The sequence below is a fragment of the Bacillus cereus genome (assembly GCF_015071065.1).
GTDB lineage: Bacteria > Bacillota > Bacilli > Bacillales > Bacillaceae_G > Bacillus_A > Bacillus_A cereus_BA.
Genome location: NZ_VOVA01000001.1, coordinates 876,053 through 892,210, shown reverse-complemented (window position 1 = coordinate 892,210; position 16,158 = coordinate 876,053). Strand labels below are relative to the sequence as shown.

The following is a 16,158-nucleotide window of genomic DNA, read 5'->3' as shown; positions in this document are numbered from 1 at the left end:
TTATTTTTTTAATAAAAATTAACAGAATTTTAAAATTGATAGAATCTTTCTGAAAAATAAGGGGGTAAATGGAATGAACATCTACGTACTCATGAAACGAACATTTGATACAGAAGAAAAAATCGTAATTAAAAACGGTGCAATTTACGATGGCGAAGCGGAATTCATCATCAACCCTTACGATGAATATGCAATTGAAGAAGCAATTCAAGTAAGAGATGCACAAGGTGGAGAAGTTACTGTTATAACAGTTGGTGGCGAGGATAGTGAAAAAGAACTTCGCACAGCATTAGCGATGGGCTGCGATAAAGCGGTACTAATTAACATTGAAGATGATGTTGAGAATGGTGACCAATTTACAACAGCAAAAGTGCTTGCTGAATATTTAAAAGATAAAGAAATAGATTTAATTTTAGGCGGGAACGTTGCGATTGACGGTGCATCTGGACAAGTTGGTCCAAGAGTAGCTGAAGCGTTAAATATCCCATACGTAACGACGATTACGAAGCTTGAAATTGATGGCACAAATGTGAAGATTGAGCGTGATGTTGAAGGAGATACAGAAGTAATTGAAACATCATTACCTCTTCTAGTAACAGCGCAACAAGGTTTAAATGAACCGCGTTATCCATCACTACCAGGTATTATGAAAGCGAAGAAGAAGCCACTAGAAGAAGTAGAATTAGATGATTTAGATTTAGAAGAAGATGATGTGGAAGCAAAAACAAAAACAATTGAAATCTATTTGCCTCCTAAGAAAGATGCAGGAAAAGTGTTACAAGGCGAGCTGCAAGATCAAGTAAAAGAACTTGTATCGTTGCTCCACACAGAAGCGAAAGTAATCTAATAAAATACGAAATTATATATGCAGGAGGGAAAATCTATGGCTCGTAAAGTATTAGTAATGGGTGAAGTTCGTGATGGATCGCTACGTAACGTTTCGTTTGAAGCGGTAGCAGCAGCAAAAACAATTGCAGAAGGCGGTGAAGTGGTAGGTCTTCTAGTTGGAGACAGCGTTGCCTCTTTTGCAAATGAATTGATTCATTACGGTGCAGATCGCGTTGTGACAGTTGAAAATGATAAATTAAAATCATATACATCTGATGGCTATGCACAAGCATTTTTAGCTGTATATGCTGAAGAAAATCCAGAAAGCATTGTATTTGGACATACAGCACTTGGTAAAGATTTATCACCAAAACTAGCAGCGAAGCTTGAAGCTGGTTTAATTTCTGACGTAACTGCTTTAGAAATTGAAGGTGGCAATGTTATCTTTACTCGTCCAATCTATTCTGGTAAAGCATTTGAGAAGAAGATTGTAACAGATGGTATATTATTTGCGACAGTACGTCCAAATAATATCGCAACTCTTGAAAAAGATGAATCTCGCACAGGTGACGTTTCTTCTATTACAGTTGATGTGAAAGACTTACGTACAATTATTCAAGACGTTGTCCGTAAAACTGCAGAAGGTGTGGATCTTTCTGAAGCGAAAGTTATTATCGCTGGTGGACGCGGTGTGAAGAGTGAAGAAGGATTTAAACCGTTAAAAGAATTAGCTGACGTGCTAGGCGGCGCTGTTGGAGCATCTCGTGGTGCTTGTGATGCTGAGTATTGTGATTATTCATTACAAATTGGTCAAACAGGTAAAGTTGTTACACCAGACCTATACATTGCATGCGGGATTTCTGGTGCGATTCAACATTTAGCTGGTATGTCTAATTCAAAAATAATTGTTGCGATTAATAAAGATCCAGAAGCAAGTATCTTCAAAGTAGCTGACTACGGTATTGTCGGTGATCTATTTGAAGTATTACCTCTTTTAACAGAAGAGTTTAAAAAGTTAAAAGTACATTCATGATTTGAATACCCTTGAGTTCCAAGTGAAGTACCCCTATATATAGAAAAAGGTGAGAGATCCCCTGTCTCTCATCTTTTTAGTATTTCATCCATATTTTTATATAGTATAAAGGAACATTTTTTTGTTACAATACATAACGATACATAATATTCGCCACGTATAAAAGTTAATGATATACTCTTGGTAGAATATACTTGAAGGAGGAAATAAAATGGCAATTATAAATGCAAATGACCAAAGCTTCGCAGCTGAGACTAGCGAAGGTGTTGTATTATTAGATTTCTGGGCACCTTGGTGTGGACCTTGTAAAATGATCGCTCCTGTATTAGAGGAAATTGATGCAGAGTTAGGCGAGAAAGTAAAAGTAATAAAAGTAGACGTTGATGAAAACCAAGAAACTGCTCGTCAATTCGAAGTAATGAGCATTCCAGCTCTTTTCGTATTAAAAGACGGTAAAGTGGTTGATCAAGCGTTAGGTTACAAACCGAAAGAAGCGTTAGTAGAATTAGTTTCTAAACACTTCTAAAATAAAGAAGCTACCATTTGGTAGCTTTTTTTATTTTCTTTTTTACAACCTTTCCGTTACAATAAAAGAACGTATGTTGGGTGTTTTGGCATAGTATGTTTTTATGTGAAAATAAAAATGATAAGCATGTAGAAATGGAGGGAGACGAGTGCACGAGCATTTAAAAGAGAAGTTAGCAATTTTGCCCGATCAACCTGGTTGTTATTTAATGAAGGATAAGCAGGGAACGGTTATATACGTCGGAAAAGCAAAGGTACTCAAAAATCGTGTGCGCTCGTACTTTACTGGTTCACATGATGGGAAAACACTTCGGCTTGTTGGAGAAATTGTTGATTTTGAATATATTGTGACTTCCTCAAATTTGGAGGCTCTTATTTTAGAGTTAAATTTAATAAAAAAATATGATCCAAAATATAATATTCAATTAAAAGATGATAAAACATATCCTTTCATTAAAGTTACAGCTGAAAAACAGCCTCGCTTACTCATTACGCGAAACGTAAAAAAGGATAAAGGAAAGTATTTTGGCCCTTATCCGAATGCGCAATCAGCTCATGAAACGAAAAAATTGCTAGATCGAATGTATCCACTTCGTAAATGCTCAAATATGCCAGATAAAGTTTGCTTATATTATCATATGGGCCAATGTTTAGCGCCTTGTGTGAAAGAAGTAACGGATGAGCAAAACAAAGAAATTGTTGATGAAATTATTAAATTCTTAAACGGTGGGCATAAAGAAATTCGTTCAGAATTAGAAACGAAGATGTATGAAGCTTCAGAGAAACTAGAATTTGAACGAGCAAAAGAGTTGCGCGATCAAATTGCTCATATTGATGCAATTATGGAAAAGCAAAAGATGATTATGAGTGACTTAGTGGATCGTGATGTGTTTGGATATGCAGTTGATAAAGGGTGGATGTGTGTTCAAGTTTTCTTTGTTCGAAAAGGAAAGTTAATTGAGCGCGATGTTTCCATGTTCCCGATATATGATGAACCTGAAGAAGGTTTTTTAACTTTTATCGGTCAATTTTATGAAAACAGTAGTCATTTTAAGCCAAAGGAAATTGTCGTTCCAGGAAGTATAGATTCAGAATTAGTAGAGCGCTTTTTAGAAGTTGAAGCGACACAGCCGAAGCGTGGGAAGAAAAAAGATCTTGTGGAATTAGCAAATAAAAATGCAAAAATTGCACTAGAAGAGAAATTTCACTTAATTGAACGTGATGAAGAACGGACGATTAAAGCTGTTGATAATCTAGGAAAGCAACTAGGGATTGAAACGCCATATCGTATTGAAGCGTTTGATAACTCGAATATTCAAGGAGTCAATCCTGTTTCAGCAATGATTGCTTTTATCGATGGGAAACCAGCGAAGAAAGAATATCGGAAATATAAAATTAAAACGGTCCAAGGACCAGATGATTACGAGTCTATGAGGGAAGTTGTGAGACGCCGTTATACGAGAGCATTAAAGGAAAAGTTACCTTTGCCAGATTTAATAATTATCGATGGGGGAAAAGGACACCTCGCGGCTACAAGTGATGTTCTTGAAAACGAGCTAGGATTATATATTCCAATGGCAGGGCTTGTAAAAGATGAAAAACATAAAACATCACATTTAATTATTGGGGATCCGCCTGAGCCTGTGATGCTTGCGAGGAATAGCCAAGAATTTTATTTATTGCAGCGCATTCAAGATGAAGTGCATCGATTTGCAATTACATTCCATCGTCAATTACATGGGAAATCTGTTATTCAATCCGCGTTGGATGATATTCCAGGAATCGGTGATAAACGAAAAAAGGTATTGCTAAAACATTTTGGTTCATTAAAGAAGATGAAAGAAGCCTCCATATCGGAATTTGTCGAAGCGGGTATGCCGAAAAATGTCGCAGAGACAATTTATACGTATTTAACAGATAAGAAGACGTTGTAGTTTACAATGTCTTCTGTTTTTTGGTATAATTTCTGAAGATTTAAAATAAACACACCTGAATGAATATACAAAAAAGTCAACTAAACTTATATGTCTAGTTGACTGTAGGTAGATGCTACACTTCAATGAGATCTTTTATATCCCATTTAACAAGAAATGTAATAGAGTCTGAACGTTTTTTCTGTTCTTCGTAAGACTCTGCAACGACGTTTCGTTGCTTCTGAATTTGCTCGGCGATAAATCCAGCTTCTAATTGATAAGAAGAATGTCTTTTTTGTTTTTGACGCTCAGTAATAAGTACACCTTTAAGTTGAAACTGCATTTCACGACGTTTATGTTCAATGATGCTTAAAGTGCCCCAACCAGCTTTTTCAAAAAACTGAATGACTTCTTCAATTGTTTCTAGCGGATATTTTCTCGCAAGGTTTCTACCGGCCCAGTATAAAATACCATCTAAATCGTTACCAATTAAATCAGGTAGTAATTCTTCACGTAGCAATTCATAAGCGAAGGCGTTCAATGAAACATCTTCTAAAGATGTTATATCGATTGTATTTTTGCTCACAATATTCCCCTCTTTCTATAGGGATTATTATATAACATTTTTCATTTATAAAAACAGATTTTTCTTTTGGGAAATCTGAATATATAAGAAAAAAAAAGAATTGGCAAATTATATGCAAATTATGTATACGTTTTCTTGACGCTTCGACAAAAATAGGGGTAAAATGAACTTGGAATCAAATTATGCTGAAATATTTCGAATAATTTTTTCAGTTTTTCTTATGCCAATAGTGAAAAAACATTATTGTTGTAAATTAATCTGAAAACAGCAGTCAAACATTCAAGGGGGTAATGGGGACATGAAAGGCCGCGAGTATACGTTTCGTAAGTGGCACTCATTAATGGGGGTCATCCCGGTTGGTGTCTTTTTGACGCAACATTTAATTGTAAACAACTTTGCAACAAGAGGAGCAGAGGCTTTTAACAAAGCTGCAGGCTTTATGGAGCTCCTTCCATTCCGGTATGCGCTAGAAATTTTCATCATCTTTTTACCTATACTGTACCATGCTATATATGGCTTATATATTGCATTTACAGCTAAGAACAATGCGGTATCTTACGGCTATTTCCGTAACTGGATGTTCGCCTTCCAACGAATTTCAGGTATCGTTACGCTGATCTTCATTTCTTGGCACGTCTGGGAAACTCGTATTCAAGCATTGTTAGGTAAAGAGGTAAACTATGATATGATGGCAGATATTTTAAACAACCCATTTATGTTTGGTTTCTATTTAGTTGGTGTTGTTTCAACAATTTTCCACTTTGCAAATGGACTATGGACATTCTGTATAAGCTGGGGAATTACAGTATCTCCACGTTCACAAAGAATCTCTACTTATGTAACATTAGCTATTTTCTTAGGTCTATCTTATGTAGGTGTGAGTGCATTATTAGCGTTCATCGATCCACAGCTAGCAAACCAGTAAGGAGTGGGAGAGCATGAAAGGGAAACTTATAGTAGTCGGCGGTGGCTTGGCCGGCTTAATGGCAACGATTAAAGCGGCAGAAGCAGGAGTAAATGTTGAACTATTTTCTTTAGTACCAGTAAAACGTTCACATTCTGTATGTGCCCAAGGTGGAATTAACGGTGCCGTAAATACAAAAGGTGAAGGGGATTCTCCATGGATCCACTTTGACGATACAATTTATGGTGGGGACTTCTTAGCGAACCAACCACCAGTTAAAGCGATGTGTGATGCAGCACCTGGTATTATTCATTTAATGGACCGCATGGGTGTTATGTTCAACCGTACGGAAGAAGGACTTCTGGATTTCCGTCGCTTTGGTGGAACACAACATCATCGTACAGCATTTGCTGGCGCAACAACTGGTCAACAATTACTATATGCATTAGATGAGCAAGTACGTCGTCATGAAGTAGCAGGACTTGTAACGAAATATGAAGGTTGGGATTTCTTACGAGCTGTTGTAGATGATGAAGGTGTGTGCCGAGGAATCGTCGCGCAAGACTTACAAACTATGGAGATAAAAAGTTTCCAAGCTGATGCCGTGATTATGGCAACAGGGGGCCCTGGTATCATCTTTGGGAAATCAACAAACTCTATTATTAATACAGGTACAGCAGCGTCTGCTGTATATCAACAAGGTGCATATTATGCGAACGGTGAGTTCATTCAAATCCATCCAACGGCAATTCCTGGAGACGATAAGTTACGTCTTATGAGTGAATCTGCACGTGGTGAAGGTGGACGTGTTTGGACGTATAAAGATGGTAAGCCATGGTACTTCTTAGAAGAAAAATATCCAGCTTACGGAAACCTTGTACCTCGTGATATTGCAACGCGTGAAATCTTTGATGTTTGCGTAGAGCAAAAACTAGGTATTAACGGTGAAAACATGGTGTACTTAGATCTTTCTCATAAAGATCCGAAAGAACTAGATATTAAACTTGGTGGAATTATTGAAATCTATGAGAAATTTACAGGTGATGATCCTCGTAAACTACCAATGAAAATCTTCCCAGCGGTTCACTATTCAATGGGCGGATTATGGGTCGATTATAAGCAAATGACAAGTATTCCAGGTTTATTTGCAGCAGGTGAGTGTGATTATTCTATGCACGGTGGAAACCGCTTAGGAGCGAATTCACTATTATCAGCAATTTATGGTGGTATGGTAGCAGGACCGAACGCAATTGAGTATATGAAAGGTCTTTCTAAATCATCTGATGCTGTTTCATCTACTGTATATGAGCAAAATGAATTAATCGAAACAGAGAAATTTAACAATATTTTAACGCTTGATGGTAACGAAAATGCATATGTTCTTCATAAAGAGCTTGGAGAATGGATGACAGATAACGTTACAGTAGTTCGTGAAAATAAAAAGCTAATAGAAACTGATGCGAAAATTGAAGAGTTAATGGCACGTTACAAACGCATTAACATTAACGATACAGCGAGATGGAGTAACCAAGGTGCTTCATTTACACGCCAACTTGCAAATATGTTCGAGTTAGCACGTGTTATTACAATTGGCGCATATAACCGTAATGAAAGCCGCGGAGCGCATTACAAACCAGAATTCCCAAATCGTGATGATGCGAACTTCTTAAAAACTACGATGGCGAAATTTGAGGGAGAAGGAAATGCACCAGCATTCCATTACGAAGAAGTGGATGTTTCATTAATTAAACCACGTAAACGTGACTATTCCTCAAAACACGATGTAGCTGCTAAGGATGAAGAGAAGGGGGATAAACAACATGTCTGAGAAAACAATCCGCCTCATCATTACGAGACAAGATGGACCAGATGCACAAGAGTTTGATCAAGAGTTTGAAATTCCATATCGTCCTAATATGAATATTATTTCGGCGCTTATGGAAATTCGCCGAAATCCTGTTGACTCAAAAGGGAACCAAACAACTCCGATTGCATGGGATATGAACTGTTTAGAAGAAGTATGTGGTGCTTGTTCGATGGTGATTAACGGAAAACCACGTCAATCATGTACAGCTCTTATTGACCAGTTAGAACAACCAATTCGCTTAAAGCCAATGAAGACATTCCCGATTGTACGTGATTTACAAGTTGACCGTAGCCGTATGTTTAACGCGTTAAAACGTGTTAAAGCTTGGATTCCAATCGACGGTACGTACGACCTAGGACCAGGTCCAAGAATGCCAGAGAAAAAGCGTCAATGGGCATATGAACTTTCAAAATGTATGACATGTGGTGTTTGCTTAGAGTCATGTCCGAACGTAAACAGTAAGTCTGACTTTATTGGACCAGCACCGCTTTCACAAGCGCGTTTATTTAACTCGCATCCAACTGGTGAAATGCATAAAGCAGATCGCTTACGTGCAATTATGGGTGATGGAGGACTTGCAAACTGTGGTAACTCTCAAAACTGTGTACAATCATGTCCGAAAGGTATTCCATTAACAACTTCAATTGCAGCATTAAACCGTGATACAACAATTCAATCGTTCAAAGATTTCTTTGGTAGCGACAATAACTATTAATAAATATTGCCTCTTCATGTTGAAGAGGCAATATTTATAACTTTATTATTCTGTTTATTCTGTTTATTTTAAGAACGAAAAGGAGAGGGAACAATGAAGAGAATTTCTTATATTGAAGACTTTGAGCAATGGGAAAATGGTTTTTCATTTTATAATCCTGTCAAAGTTCGTTTTGGTGAAGTAGATATGTTTGGACATGTAAATAATGTCGTTGCTTTTACATATTTTGAAGAAGCGCGTATCGCATTGTTTAAAGAACTCGGATTTATGCAAGAATGGACACATGAATCATCAGAAACGATGATAGTCGTCGCAGATCTACAATGCAATTTCATAAAACAAATTTATTTTGATGAGCAGTTGAAAGTATATGTAAAGGCAGGAGCTGTTGGGAATTCCTCTTTAGATTTACACTATATGGTCAAAAATGCAGAAGGGGAAGTTTGCTTAGCTGGGCGCGGTATGATGGTGCAAGCATCGAAAAAAACTGGAAGAGGCGAACCGTGGTCTGAGGAATGGAAGAAATCGCTATTATAATAGAATAAAAGAAAAATAAGAGAGCGATTGGCTCTCTTATTTTTTGTCCTCCATCGCCTCTTCTAATGTTAGATGGTGCTTATATATGTATGTGGCGTATGGATTACCGACGTAGCGTAAGTGCCACGGTTCATATGCATACTCTGTTGTTTTTGTTTTATCCTCTAAATAACGAATGACAAATCCGAACTCATGGGCATGTTCTGCAACCCATTTTCCTTCTGCTGTCTCTCCGAAGATTGGTTCTAATTGGAATTTAGCAGATTTTGAGCTAATATCCATTGCTAGACCGGTTTGATGCTCACTTGTTCCAGGAATTGCACTTACCGAATCAGCTTCAGCTTTTCCTTGGCGTTTAATATATGTGTTATGTAATGATTGTTGGCGCTTGTAAGAACGGTAACCTGAAACTGCTGTAAGTTCTAATCCTTCGTCTTTCGCTGCTTGGAACATTTTCTCAAGCGCATCTGCAGCATCTTTACGAAGTAATGTTTTCTCTTTATCTTTTGGACTAGTAAATGGTACGTTCGGTTTCGTCAAATCTTCTGGAATGTACCCATCTGGTAATTTACGATGTTTATTGACTAATACAAGAGCAGAATCTGGATTTGTTACAACGGAAAAATTATCATCTAGTTTCTTTGCGTTATGATCAGCTTTTTGAAAAGCAGGAATCTCTTCTTTTTGGTGGTTATTATGTTTTTGACTTTCGACAGCTTTCGCTTCGTTTTGTAGTGGTGATTTAGAACCAAAGTAAACGAAAGATGTAATACCGATTACAATAGTAGCGGCAGAAATAATTATTATTTTTTTCATGATGCCCTGTAATAACAGTCCTTTCTTAATAAAATATGTATCGTTTTTATTATAAGTCTAGTTTGTTGAAAAAGAAATATAAGAGTCGTAACGTAATAGAAATGCAAAGAAAATGTCAGAAAATGTGTGAAAATGTAGTATTTTTTCATATAATTCATTTCTTATCTTTCATGAAGTTCATTTTTTATGTAATATATGTATATAAGAAGATGTAGCGATTATCGAGAATAAAAGACTTCTTGTATAGACTAGGAGTGAATGGGAATGGATTTTGCAACAATTATTGGAATCATTTTAGGAGTATTAGCGGTAGTCGTAGGGATGGTCGTCAAGGGCGCTGACATAACAGCCTTACTAAATCCTGCCGCAGCACTAATTATTTTCGTCGGTACATTTGCTGCAGTGTGTATTGCATTTCCGATGAATCAACTAAAAAGAGTTCCAAAATTATTTAAAGTTCTTTTTGGTTCAAATAAAAAAGATTTAAGTTATGAACAATTGCTAGAATTATTTGTTCATTGGACATCTGAGAGTAGAAAATACGGAATTTTGTCTTTAGAGCAACAATTAGATGAAATTGAAGATGAATTTCTTTTGCGTGGTATGAAATTTGTTATTGATGGTGTATCTGCAGAGGATTTAGAACAAATTTTAGAAGCCGAATTAGAAGCGATTGAAGAAAGACATGCAAAAGGGGCTGCTATTTTTTCGCAAGCTGGTACATATGCACCTACATTAGGGGTTTTAGGCGCTGTTATTGGTCTTGTAGCTGCGCTTGGAAACTTAACTGATATTGAAAAGTTAGGACATGCTATTTCCGGTGCATTTATTGCAACGATTTTCGGTATTTTTTCAGGTTACGTATTATGGCATCCATTTGCAAATAAATTAAAGCAAAAGTCTGCTGCTGAATTAGAGAAGAAACGTTTAATTATTGATTGTTTATTAATGCTACAAGAAGGTACATATCCGTTTATTATGAAAAACCGCATTTTAGGTGCGCTTTCTGCGACTGAGCGTAAGAAGCTAGAAAAAGGAGCGGAAAAAAATGCGGAGTAGGAAGAATAGAAGAAGTAAAAGGAAAAAGCATGACGAGCATATTGATGAAACTTGGTTAATTCCGTATTCTGATATGCTAACGTTATTGTTTGCTTTGTTTATTGTTTTATTTGCAATGAGTAGTATAGATGCTGCGAAGTTCAAACAAATGGCTGTTGCTTTTCGAAGTGAGTTAGCCGGTGGAACAGGAAACAAAGAGTTTTTAAGTGATCAAAAACCAAATGAGGAAAAAGAATTATCAGCAAGTAGTCTTGAGGCAGAACAAGCAAAAAAACAAGCGGAAGATAGAGCTAAAGAAAAAAAAGAAATGGATGAGTTGAAAGCATTACAAAAAAAGATTGATCAATATATTAATGAGAAACAACTATCCTCTTCTTTTCAAACTAAGTTAACTGAAAAAGGATTAATGTTAACGATATTAGAAAATGTACTATTTGATTCAGGGAAAGCGGATGTGAAGTTAGAATCGTTAGGGATTGCAAAAGAGATGTCTAACCTACTTGTTTCGGCATCACCTCGTGAAATTACAGTGTCTGGTCATACAGATACTGTTCCTATCGCAAATGCTCAGTTTGCATCAAACTGGGAGTTAAGTACACAGCGTGCCGTTAATTTTATGCAGGTATTACTTCAAAATAAAGAATTGCAACCAGAAAAATTTAGTGCAATTGGTTACGGAGAATACCGTTCAATTGCACCAAATGATACGCCAGAAGGAAAAGCGAAAAATAGACGTGTAGAAGTGTTTATTTTACCTTTAACAAGAAATATGCAATAAAGAGGATGGCAAATGCCATCCTCTTTATTATTTTGCATCAAATGATTTTAAGTTGTCACGACGAATTTTGTCTTTTTCTGTATCTGATTTTTTGAAATCATAATCATATAAAGCGCCTTCCCAATCGCCGTACATTGGATTAGGGAAAACGATGAATTTCTCGCCAAATTGTGCTTTGGATTCTGCTACTGTTTCGTTGCGATCTTTTACCGATTTTCCATCAAAACCAGTGAAATCAGATAAGTTATCACCGAAGAATAGGACAATATCATGTGTTTGAGAAACGATTTCACGGCGTTTTTCTTTTCCTTTTTCTTTCGGGTCTTGTAGTAATATATGTTCTTTCGTTGCTTGTGGAGCACCAACGCGCTCAAGGTTTTTAATTGTTGCATCTAATTGATTCGTTTTACGATTTGAGATGTAGTAAATATCTACACCTTTAGACTCTGTATATTTTAAGAAATCAATTGCGCCTGGAAGGGCTTCAGCTTCAGCTTTATTAATCCAATCGTCCCATTTATAAGGATAACCTTTTCCTGTCTTAACGCTCATTGCTTGATGAGGACTGTTATCTAAAACAGTTTCGTCTAGATCAAGTACAATAGCAGGTTTTTTGCCGGTCCCTTTTGCAAGAGCTGCATCAAGCTTCAATTGACCAATATTATATCCTTGGTAGTATAGTGCTTTCGTTTCGCCAGCTGTTTGATACCATAAATCAGCCATCAATTGCTGGTCTGTTAATTGTACTTTCTCTTCTTTTGCCACTGTTTTCTCAGCTGTTCCTGAACATGCTACAAGCGATGTGGAAAGAACGGCTACAGATAATAAAGTGGTAATACCCCTCTTCATCTTCATATGTATCCTCCTCGATGTTAGAAAATCATTTAATATTATATATTAAAATATGATATTTTTTTTATGAACATTTGCATATTGTCTTTTGTATATGTAGTAGTTTGTCCTATAGTAGATAGGGTAAATAAAAAAGATAAGATAAAAACTAAGTAGCTGAAGAAAAGGAATGTATGTAAGAAGATGGAATAAGGTTACTATATGTTGTTTTAAACAAACATATAGTAACCGAGAGCGAGAATGCTATTGAAGGGGAGGATATATACATTGAGTTTACAAATTCAAAACTTAACAAAAATATTCGGAGAATCTAAAGCAGTTAATGGTTTGCAAATCTCGTTACCGAAAGGTGAAGTGTTAGGGTTACTTGGCCGAAATGGTGCAGGGAAAACAACGACAATTAAAATGTTACTAGGTTTATTAACGCCAAATGAAGGTTCTATTACGTGGGATGGAAAATCATTTGGTGATAGCGGGGTAACAATTGGATATTTACCAGAAGAAAGAGGACTATATACAAAAAGTAGAGTAATAGATCAGTTGCGATATTTTGGTAGATTAGAAGGCATGACGAAAAAAGAAGTGGATCTTGCAATTGATTACTGGTTAGAGCGCTTAGCAATTCCAGAATATAAATTTAAAACGGCGGGAGAACTTTCAAAAGGGAATCAGCAAAAAATTCAATTGATTGCTGCTCTTCTTCATGATCCAGAACTCCTTATTTTGGATGAACCATTTAGCGGACTTGATCCAGTTAATGCTGGAATGCTAGCTAGTATTATTGGAGAACAAGTACAGAGCGGAAAGACAATTATTTTATCAAGTCACCGTATGGAGCAAGTAGAGGCTTTTTGCCAACATGTATGTATTTTGAAAAAGGGTGAAGCAGTTGTAGAAGGACAGTTAAGTGATATTAAGAAAGAATACGGTTTTCGTAATTTAACGATTGAAGATATAGCAGAGAATGAAAAGGGATTAGAAGCTATACATGTTCCGTATGAAAAACAACAAGGCCTTCTTTATGTGAAAGTACAAGACGATGCAGAAGCTCTAAAGATTTTGCAACAATTGCAAGAACAAGGTGTTAGCTTACGACAATTTAAAATGCTAGAGCCGACGCTAAACGAAATCTTTGTAGAGAGGGCGAAATAAAGATGCGTAAATTTTCTCATGTATTTTCATTTTATTTTAGGGAAGCGTTTTTATCTAAAAAATCATTAATTATGAGTGCGATTTTATTTTTAGTTGTGTTTGGGATTTTTGCATTTAATCATTTTACTTCAGGCGATGATAAAAATAAGGATAAAGATAAAATTGCAGTTGTAGTAGAGAGTTCCACATACAAAGTACAAAAGGAAGAGTTAAATAAGCTATTGCCATCAGCAAACATAACGGTCGGTTCAAAGGATGATTTTGATAAACTGCATAAGCAAGTAGAAGAGGGAGATTTAGATGGTCTATTCCATGTGACGGAAAAGGATGGGGCTCCAGCAGTTACATATATGTATAATGGATTTCCAAGCCAAGCAACTTCTGCAATTATGGCAGGCTATTTAAAACAACAATATACGATGGTGACGATTGCAAAAAATAATGTTTCACCAGAAATTGCGCAGCAATTACAGGCAGAAATTCAAGTGAAGCAAGAGGCGATAAAAGATCGCACATCTTCTTTCGGAATTGCATATTTCTTTACATTTGCTTTGTATATGTTTATTGTAGCTTTCGGAAATACAATCGCAATGAATATTGCATCTGAAAAGGCGTCACGTGTAATGGAAGTAATGCTTCCGAAAGTAAAGCCTCTTACGATGATGTATGCGAAAATTTTGGCGGTTGTTTCAACGGCGTTATTACAACTTGTAATATTGGCGTGTGGTTATCTTATTCCTTATTTGTTAGGTTGGGTCGATTTAGAAAGTGCCTCATTATTTGGTATTCCAATTGACTTTACAAAATTAGATGCAAAGGTTATAAGTATGTTTCTTGTTTATTTCATTACGGGGTATTTACTTTATGCGATGATGTACGCTGCGGCTGGAGCTGTTGTGTCTAAGACAGAGGATTTACAAGCTGTATCTTTCCCGGTAATGATTTTGATCATGGCTGCATTCTTCATTAGTATTAAATCATTAAGTGATCCGAATAGTACTATTGTTGTTGTAAGTTCGTATGTTCCGTTTTTCACACCGATGGTCACCTTCTCGCGGATTGTAGCTGGTGAAGCAGGTATGTTAGAGATTACGATAACATTAGTAGTTTTATTGGCGACGATTGGTATATTAAATGCTATTACAAGCCGTATCTATGTAAATGGTGTAATGAATTACTCAGATAAAGTGAAATTTAAAGATTTAGCGAAATTTATTAAACGTCAATAATAGAGGGAAAGCATGATTTTCTAATGGAATCATGCTTTTTCTTTATGTATAAATTAAAAATAGTATATAATAATAAGGGTCGTCTTTTAATAGAATGAATAAAAAGGAGGGTGTGCAGATGGGAATTAGTAGTCGTTTTACAGTAGGTGTTCATATGTTAACGTTACTTGCGATAGATCGAAACTCTCGCTGTACCTCTGAATGGATTGCTGGTAGTGTGAATACAAATCCAGTTGTGATTCGTCGCATTACAGGAATGTTGAAGAGAGCCGGACTTGTTGATGTACAAGCTGGTAAAGGTGGTACGACACTTGCTCGTGATTTAGATGAAATTACATTACTTGATGTATATAAAGCTGTGGAAGTTGTAGAAGAAGGACATCTATTTTCTTTCCATGAAAATCCCAACATTGAATGTCCAGTAGGAGCTAATATTCAATCGGTATTAGAGATTGTTTTAATACAATCGCAAGAAGCGATGGAAAATGTACTTGCAAATGTAACGGTGCAGCAGTTAGTTACAAATTTAAAGTCGAAAATTAAAGAATAAAAAAGCGAGCTTCCTCATAAAGAGGGCTCGCTTTTTTTCATATTCGGAAATGTTGAAAATTCTATTTTTCAGTATTTAAAATAAACTTTCCTACAACAGCTGCTACGATACCACCAAGAATTGGGGCAACGATGAACACCCATAGTTGAGAAATTGCTTCTCCGCCAGCGAATAGAGCTGGTGCGATACTACGAGCTGGGTTAACAGATGTTCCAGTTAACGGAATACCTAATAAGTGAATTAATACTAATGTGAAACCAATTACTAGTCCAGCTAAAGAAGAACTTCCCTTTTTACCTGTTACAGCAACGATAACTAAAACAAATACGAAAGTTAAAATGAATTCAACTAAAAATGCTCCAGATAAACCAAGAGTTCCAAAACTATTTTGTCCTAAATTATCTAAAGGTAATTTAGCAGATCGTAAAATTGTTACTAACGTTGCAGTTCCTAATAAACCACCTAAAATTTGAGCTAATAAATAATAGCTAAGTTCCATACCGTTCATTCTTTTGTTGATGAACATAGCGATTGATACTGCTGGGTTAATATGACATCCAGAAATTGTTCCAATGCTATATGCCATAGCTACGATAGATAATCCGAAAGCCATAGCGATACCTAGTGTTCCAATTCCTTCAATTCCGCCACCAATGACAGCTACTCCAGTTCCGAATAATACAAGTACAAATGTACCAATAAATTCAGCGATTGCTTTTTTTAACATAATTTACCTCCTATTAATGCGCATGAAACGTATTATAGCATAGGTTTTAGTATAAATAGCTAATGAAATACTATTCTGATAAGGCGA

Annotated in this window: 17 protein-coding genes; 13 read left to right on the top strand and 4 right to left on the bottom strand. The window is 36.2% G+C overall.

The genetic code is table 11. The annotated features are described in order from the left end of the window. Nucleotides 1-73: 73 nt before the first annotated feature. From etfB to uvrC, 4 genes are all read left to right on the top strand, one after another. The gene (gene etfB / locus FT637_RS04680) at nucleotides 74-847 is read left to right on the top strand and encodes an electron transfer flavoprotein subunit beta (RefSeq protein WP_002199236.1); all 774 of its coding nucleotides are present in this window, start codon (nucleotides 74-76) and stop codon (nucleotides 845-847) included. A gap of 36 nt (nucleotides 848-883) precedes the next feature. Next, a complete protein-coding gene (gene etfA, locus FT637_RS04675; RefSeq protein ID WP_193645305.1) occupies nucleotides 884-1,861 on the top strand; it encodes an electron transfer flavoprotein subunit alpha in 978 nt (325 codons plus the stop codon). 211 nt (nucleotides 1,862-2,072) lie between these two features. Then, nucleotides 2,073-2,387 (top strand): thioredoxin, encoded by a 315-nt coding sequence (trxA, locus tag FT637_RS04670; protein ID WP_193645304.1) that lies wholly within the window; start codon nucleotides 2,073-2,075, stop codon nucleotides 2,385-2,387. Nucleotides 2,388-2,535: 148 nt separating this feature from the next. Then, a complete protein-coding gene (gene uvrC / locus FT637_RS04665; RefSeq protein ID WP_193645303.1) occupies nucleotides 2,536-4,320 on the top strand; it encodes an excinuclease ABC subunit C in 1,785 nt (594 codons plus the stop codon). Between the two features lie 115 nt (nucleotides 4,321-4,435). Here the strand turns inward: uvrC and FT637_RS04660 are convergent, their stop codons facing one another. Continuing rightward, on the bottom strand, nucleotides 4,436-4,885 hold the full coding sequence (locus tag FT637_RS04660; protein WP_193645302.1) for a YslB family protein: 450 nt from the start codon (nucleotides 4,883-4,885) through the stop codon (nucleotides 4,436-4,438). A gap of 298 nt (nucleotides 4,886-5,183) precedes the next feature. Between FT637_RS04660 and sdhC the strand changes: the two genes are divergently transcribed. The 4 genes from sdhC (at nucleotide 5,184) to FT637_RS04640 (ending at nucleotide 8,908) form a co-directional block, all read left to right on the top strand. Then, entirely contained in the window at nucleotides 5,184-5,810 is a 627-nt protein-coding gene (sdhC, locus tag FT637_RS04655; protein WP_193645301.1) for a succinate dehydrogenase cytochrome B558, read from the top strand. Between the two features lie 13 nt (nucleotides 5,811-5,823). Next, entirely contained in the window at nucleotides 5,824-7,617 is a 1,794-nt protein-coding gene (gene sdhA, locus FT637_RS04650) for a succinate dehydrogenase flavoprotein subunit (RefSeq protein WP_193645300.1), read from the top strand. Beyond that, complete coding sequence (gene sdhB, locus FT637_RS04645; RefSeq protein ID WP_002088861.1) at nucleotides 7,610-8,371, top strand: succinate dehydrogenase iron-sulfur subunit; 762 nt, start codon at nucleotides 7,610-7,612, stop codon at nucleotides 8,369-8,371. The genes sdhA and sdhB overlap by 8 nt, the downstream gene beginning before the upstream one ends. A gap of 93 nt (nucleotides 8,372-8,464) precedes the next feature. Next, the gene (locus FT637_RS04640; RefSeq protein ID WP_193645299.1) at nucleotides 8,465-8,908 is read left to right on the top strand and encodes an acyl-CoA thioesterase; all 444 of its coding nucleotides are present in this window, start codon (nucleotides 8,465-8,467) and stop codon (nucleotides 8,906-8,908) included. Between the two features lie 36 nt (nucleotides 8,909-8,944). On the opposite strand, the gene FT637_RS04635 is transcribed toward FT637_RS04640, so the two are convergent. Then, nucleotides 8,945-9,724, bottom strand: coding sequence for a D-alanyl-D-alanine carboxypeptidase family protein (locus tag FT637_RS04635; protein ID WP_193645298.1), 780 nt, complete (start codon nucleotides 9,722-9,724; stop codon nucleotides 8,945-8,947). A gap of 264 nt (nucleotides 9,725-9,988) precedes the next feature. Between FT637_RS04635 and motA the strand changes: the two genes are divergently transcribed. Together motA and motB are read left to right on the top strand one after the other, a co-directional pair. Beyond that, entirely contained in the window at nucleotides 9,989-10,783 is a 795-nt protein-coding gene (motA, locus tag FT637_RS04630; RefSeq protein WP_002129301.1) for a flagellar motor stator protein MotA, read from the top strand. Further along, complete coding sequence (gene motB, locus FT637_RS04625) at nucleotides 10,773-11,561, top strand: flagellar motor protein MotB (protein WP_193645297.1); 789 nt, start codon at nucleotides 10,773-10,775, stop codon at nucleotides 11,559-11,561. Before motA ends, motB begins: the two co-directional genes overlap by 11 nt. A gap of 27 nt (nucleotides 11,562-11,588) precedes the next feature. Here the strand turns inward: motB and FT637_RS04620 are convergent, their stop codons facing one another. After that, on the bottom strand, nucleotides 11,589-12,416 hold the full coding sequence (locus FT637_RS04620; RefSeq protein WP_193645296.1) for a 5'-nucleotidase, lipoprotein e(P4) family: 828 nt from the start codon (nucleotides 12,414-12,416) through the stop codon (nucleotides 11,589-11,591). Nucleotides 12,417-12,680: 264 nt separating this feature from the next. Between FT637_RS04620 and FT637_RS04615 the strand changes: the two genes are divergently transcribed. The 3 genes from FT637_RS04615 (at nucleotide 12,681) to FT637_RS04605 (ending at nucleotide 15,344) form a co-directional block, all read left to right on the top strand. Continuing rightward, a complete protein-coding gene (locus tag FT637_RS04615; RefSeq protein WP_193645295.1) occupies nucleotides 12,681-13,565 on the top strand; it encodes an ABC transporter ATP-binding protein in 885 nt (294 codons plus the stop codon). 2 nt (nucleotides 13,566-13,567) lie between these two features. After that, complete coding sequence (locus FT637_RS04610) at nucleotides 13,568-14,794, top strand: ABC transporter permease (protein ID WP_193645294.1); 1,227 nt, start codon at nucleotides 13,568-13,570, stop codon at nucleotides 14,792-14,794. Nucleotides 14,795-14,912: 118 nt separating this feature from the next. Beyond that, a complete protein-coding gene (locus FT637_RS04605; protein WP_002112095.1) occupies nucleotides 14,913-15,344 on the top strand; it encodes an Rrf2 family transcriptional regulator in 432 nt (143 codons plus the stop codon). A 61-nt stretch (nucleotides 15,345-15,405) separates the two neighbouring features. Here the strand turns inward: FT637_RS04605 and FT637_RS04600 are convergent, their stop codons facing one another. Continuing rightward, nucleotides 15,406-16,071, bottom strand: coding sequence for an MIP/aquaporin family protein (locus FT637_RS04600; RefSeq protein WP_193645293.1), 666 nt, complete (start codon nucleotides 16,069-16,071; stop codon nucleotides 15,406-15,408). Between the last annotated feature and the right edge of the window lie 87 nt (nucleotides 16,072-16,158).

Coding starts and splice junctions, on each gene's coding strand:
- trxA (WP_193645304.1), top strand. CDS start 2,073: ATGGCAATTATAAATGCAAATGACCAAAGCTTCGCAGCTGAGACTAGC.
- sdhB (WP_002088861.1), top strand. CDS start 7,610: ATGTCTGAGAAAACAATCCGCCTCATCATTACGAGACAAGATGGACCA.
- FT637_RS04605 (WP_002112095.1), top strand. CDS start 14,913: ATGGGAATTAGTAGTCGTTTTACAGTAGGTGTTCATATGTTAACGTTA.
- FT637_RS04600 (WP_193645293.1), bottom strand. CDS start 16,071: ATGTTAAAAAAAGCAATCGCTGAATTTATTGGTACATTTGTACTTGTA.
- sdhA (WP_193645300.1), top strand. CDS start 5,824: ATGAAAGGGAAACTTATAGTAGTCGGCGGTGGCTTGGCCGGCTTAATG.
- etfB (WP_002199236.1), top strand. CDS start 74: ATGAACATCTACGTACTCATGAAACGAACATTTGATACAGAAGAAAAA.
- FT637_RS04640 (WP_193645299.1), top strand. CDS start 8,465: ATGAAGAGAATTTCTTATATTGAAGACTTTGAGCAATGGGAAAATGGT.
- FT637_RS04620 (WP_193645296.1), bottom strand. CDS start 12,416: ATGAAGATGAAGAGGGGTATTACCACTTTATTATCTGTAGCCGTTCTT.
- motB (WP_193645297.1), top strand. CDS start 10,773: ATGCGGAGTAGGAAGAATAGAAGAAGTAAAAGGAAAAAGCATGACGAG.
- motA (WP_002129301.1), top strand. CDS start 9,989: ATGGATTTTGCAACAATTATTGGAATCATTTTAGGAGTATTAGCGGTA.
- etfA (WP_193645305.1), top strand. CDS start 884: ATGGCTCGTAAAGTATTAGTAATGGGTGAAGTTCGTGATGGATCGCTA.
- FT637_RS04635 (WP_193645298.1), bottom strand. CDS start 9,724: ATGAAAAAAATAATAATTATTTCTGCCGCTACTATTGTAATCGGTATT.
- FT637_RS04610 (WP_193645294.1), top strand. CDS start 13,568: ATGCGTAAATTTTCTCATGTATTTTCATTTTATTTTAGGGAAGCGTTT.
- sdhC (WP_193645301.1), top strand. CDS start 5,184: ATGAAAGGCCGCGAGTATACGTTTCGTAAGTGGCACTCATTAATGGGG.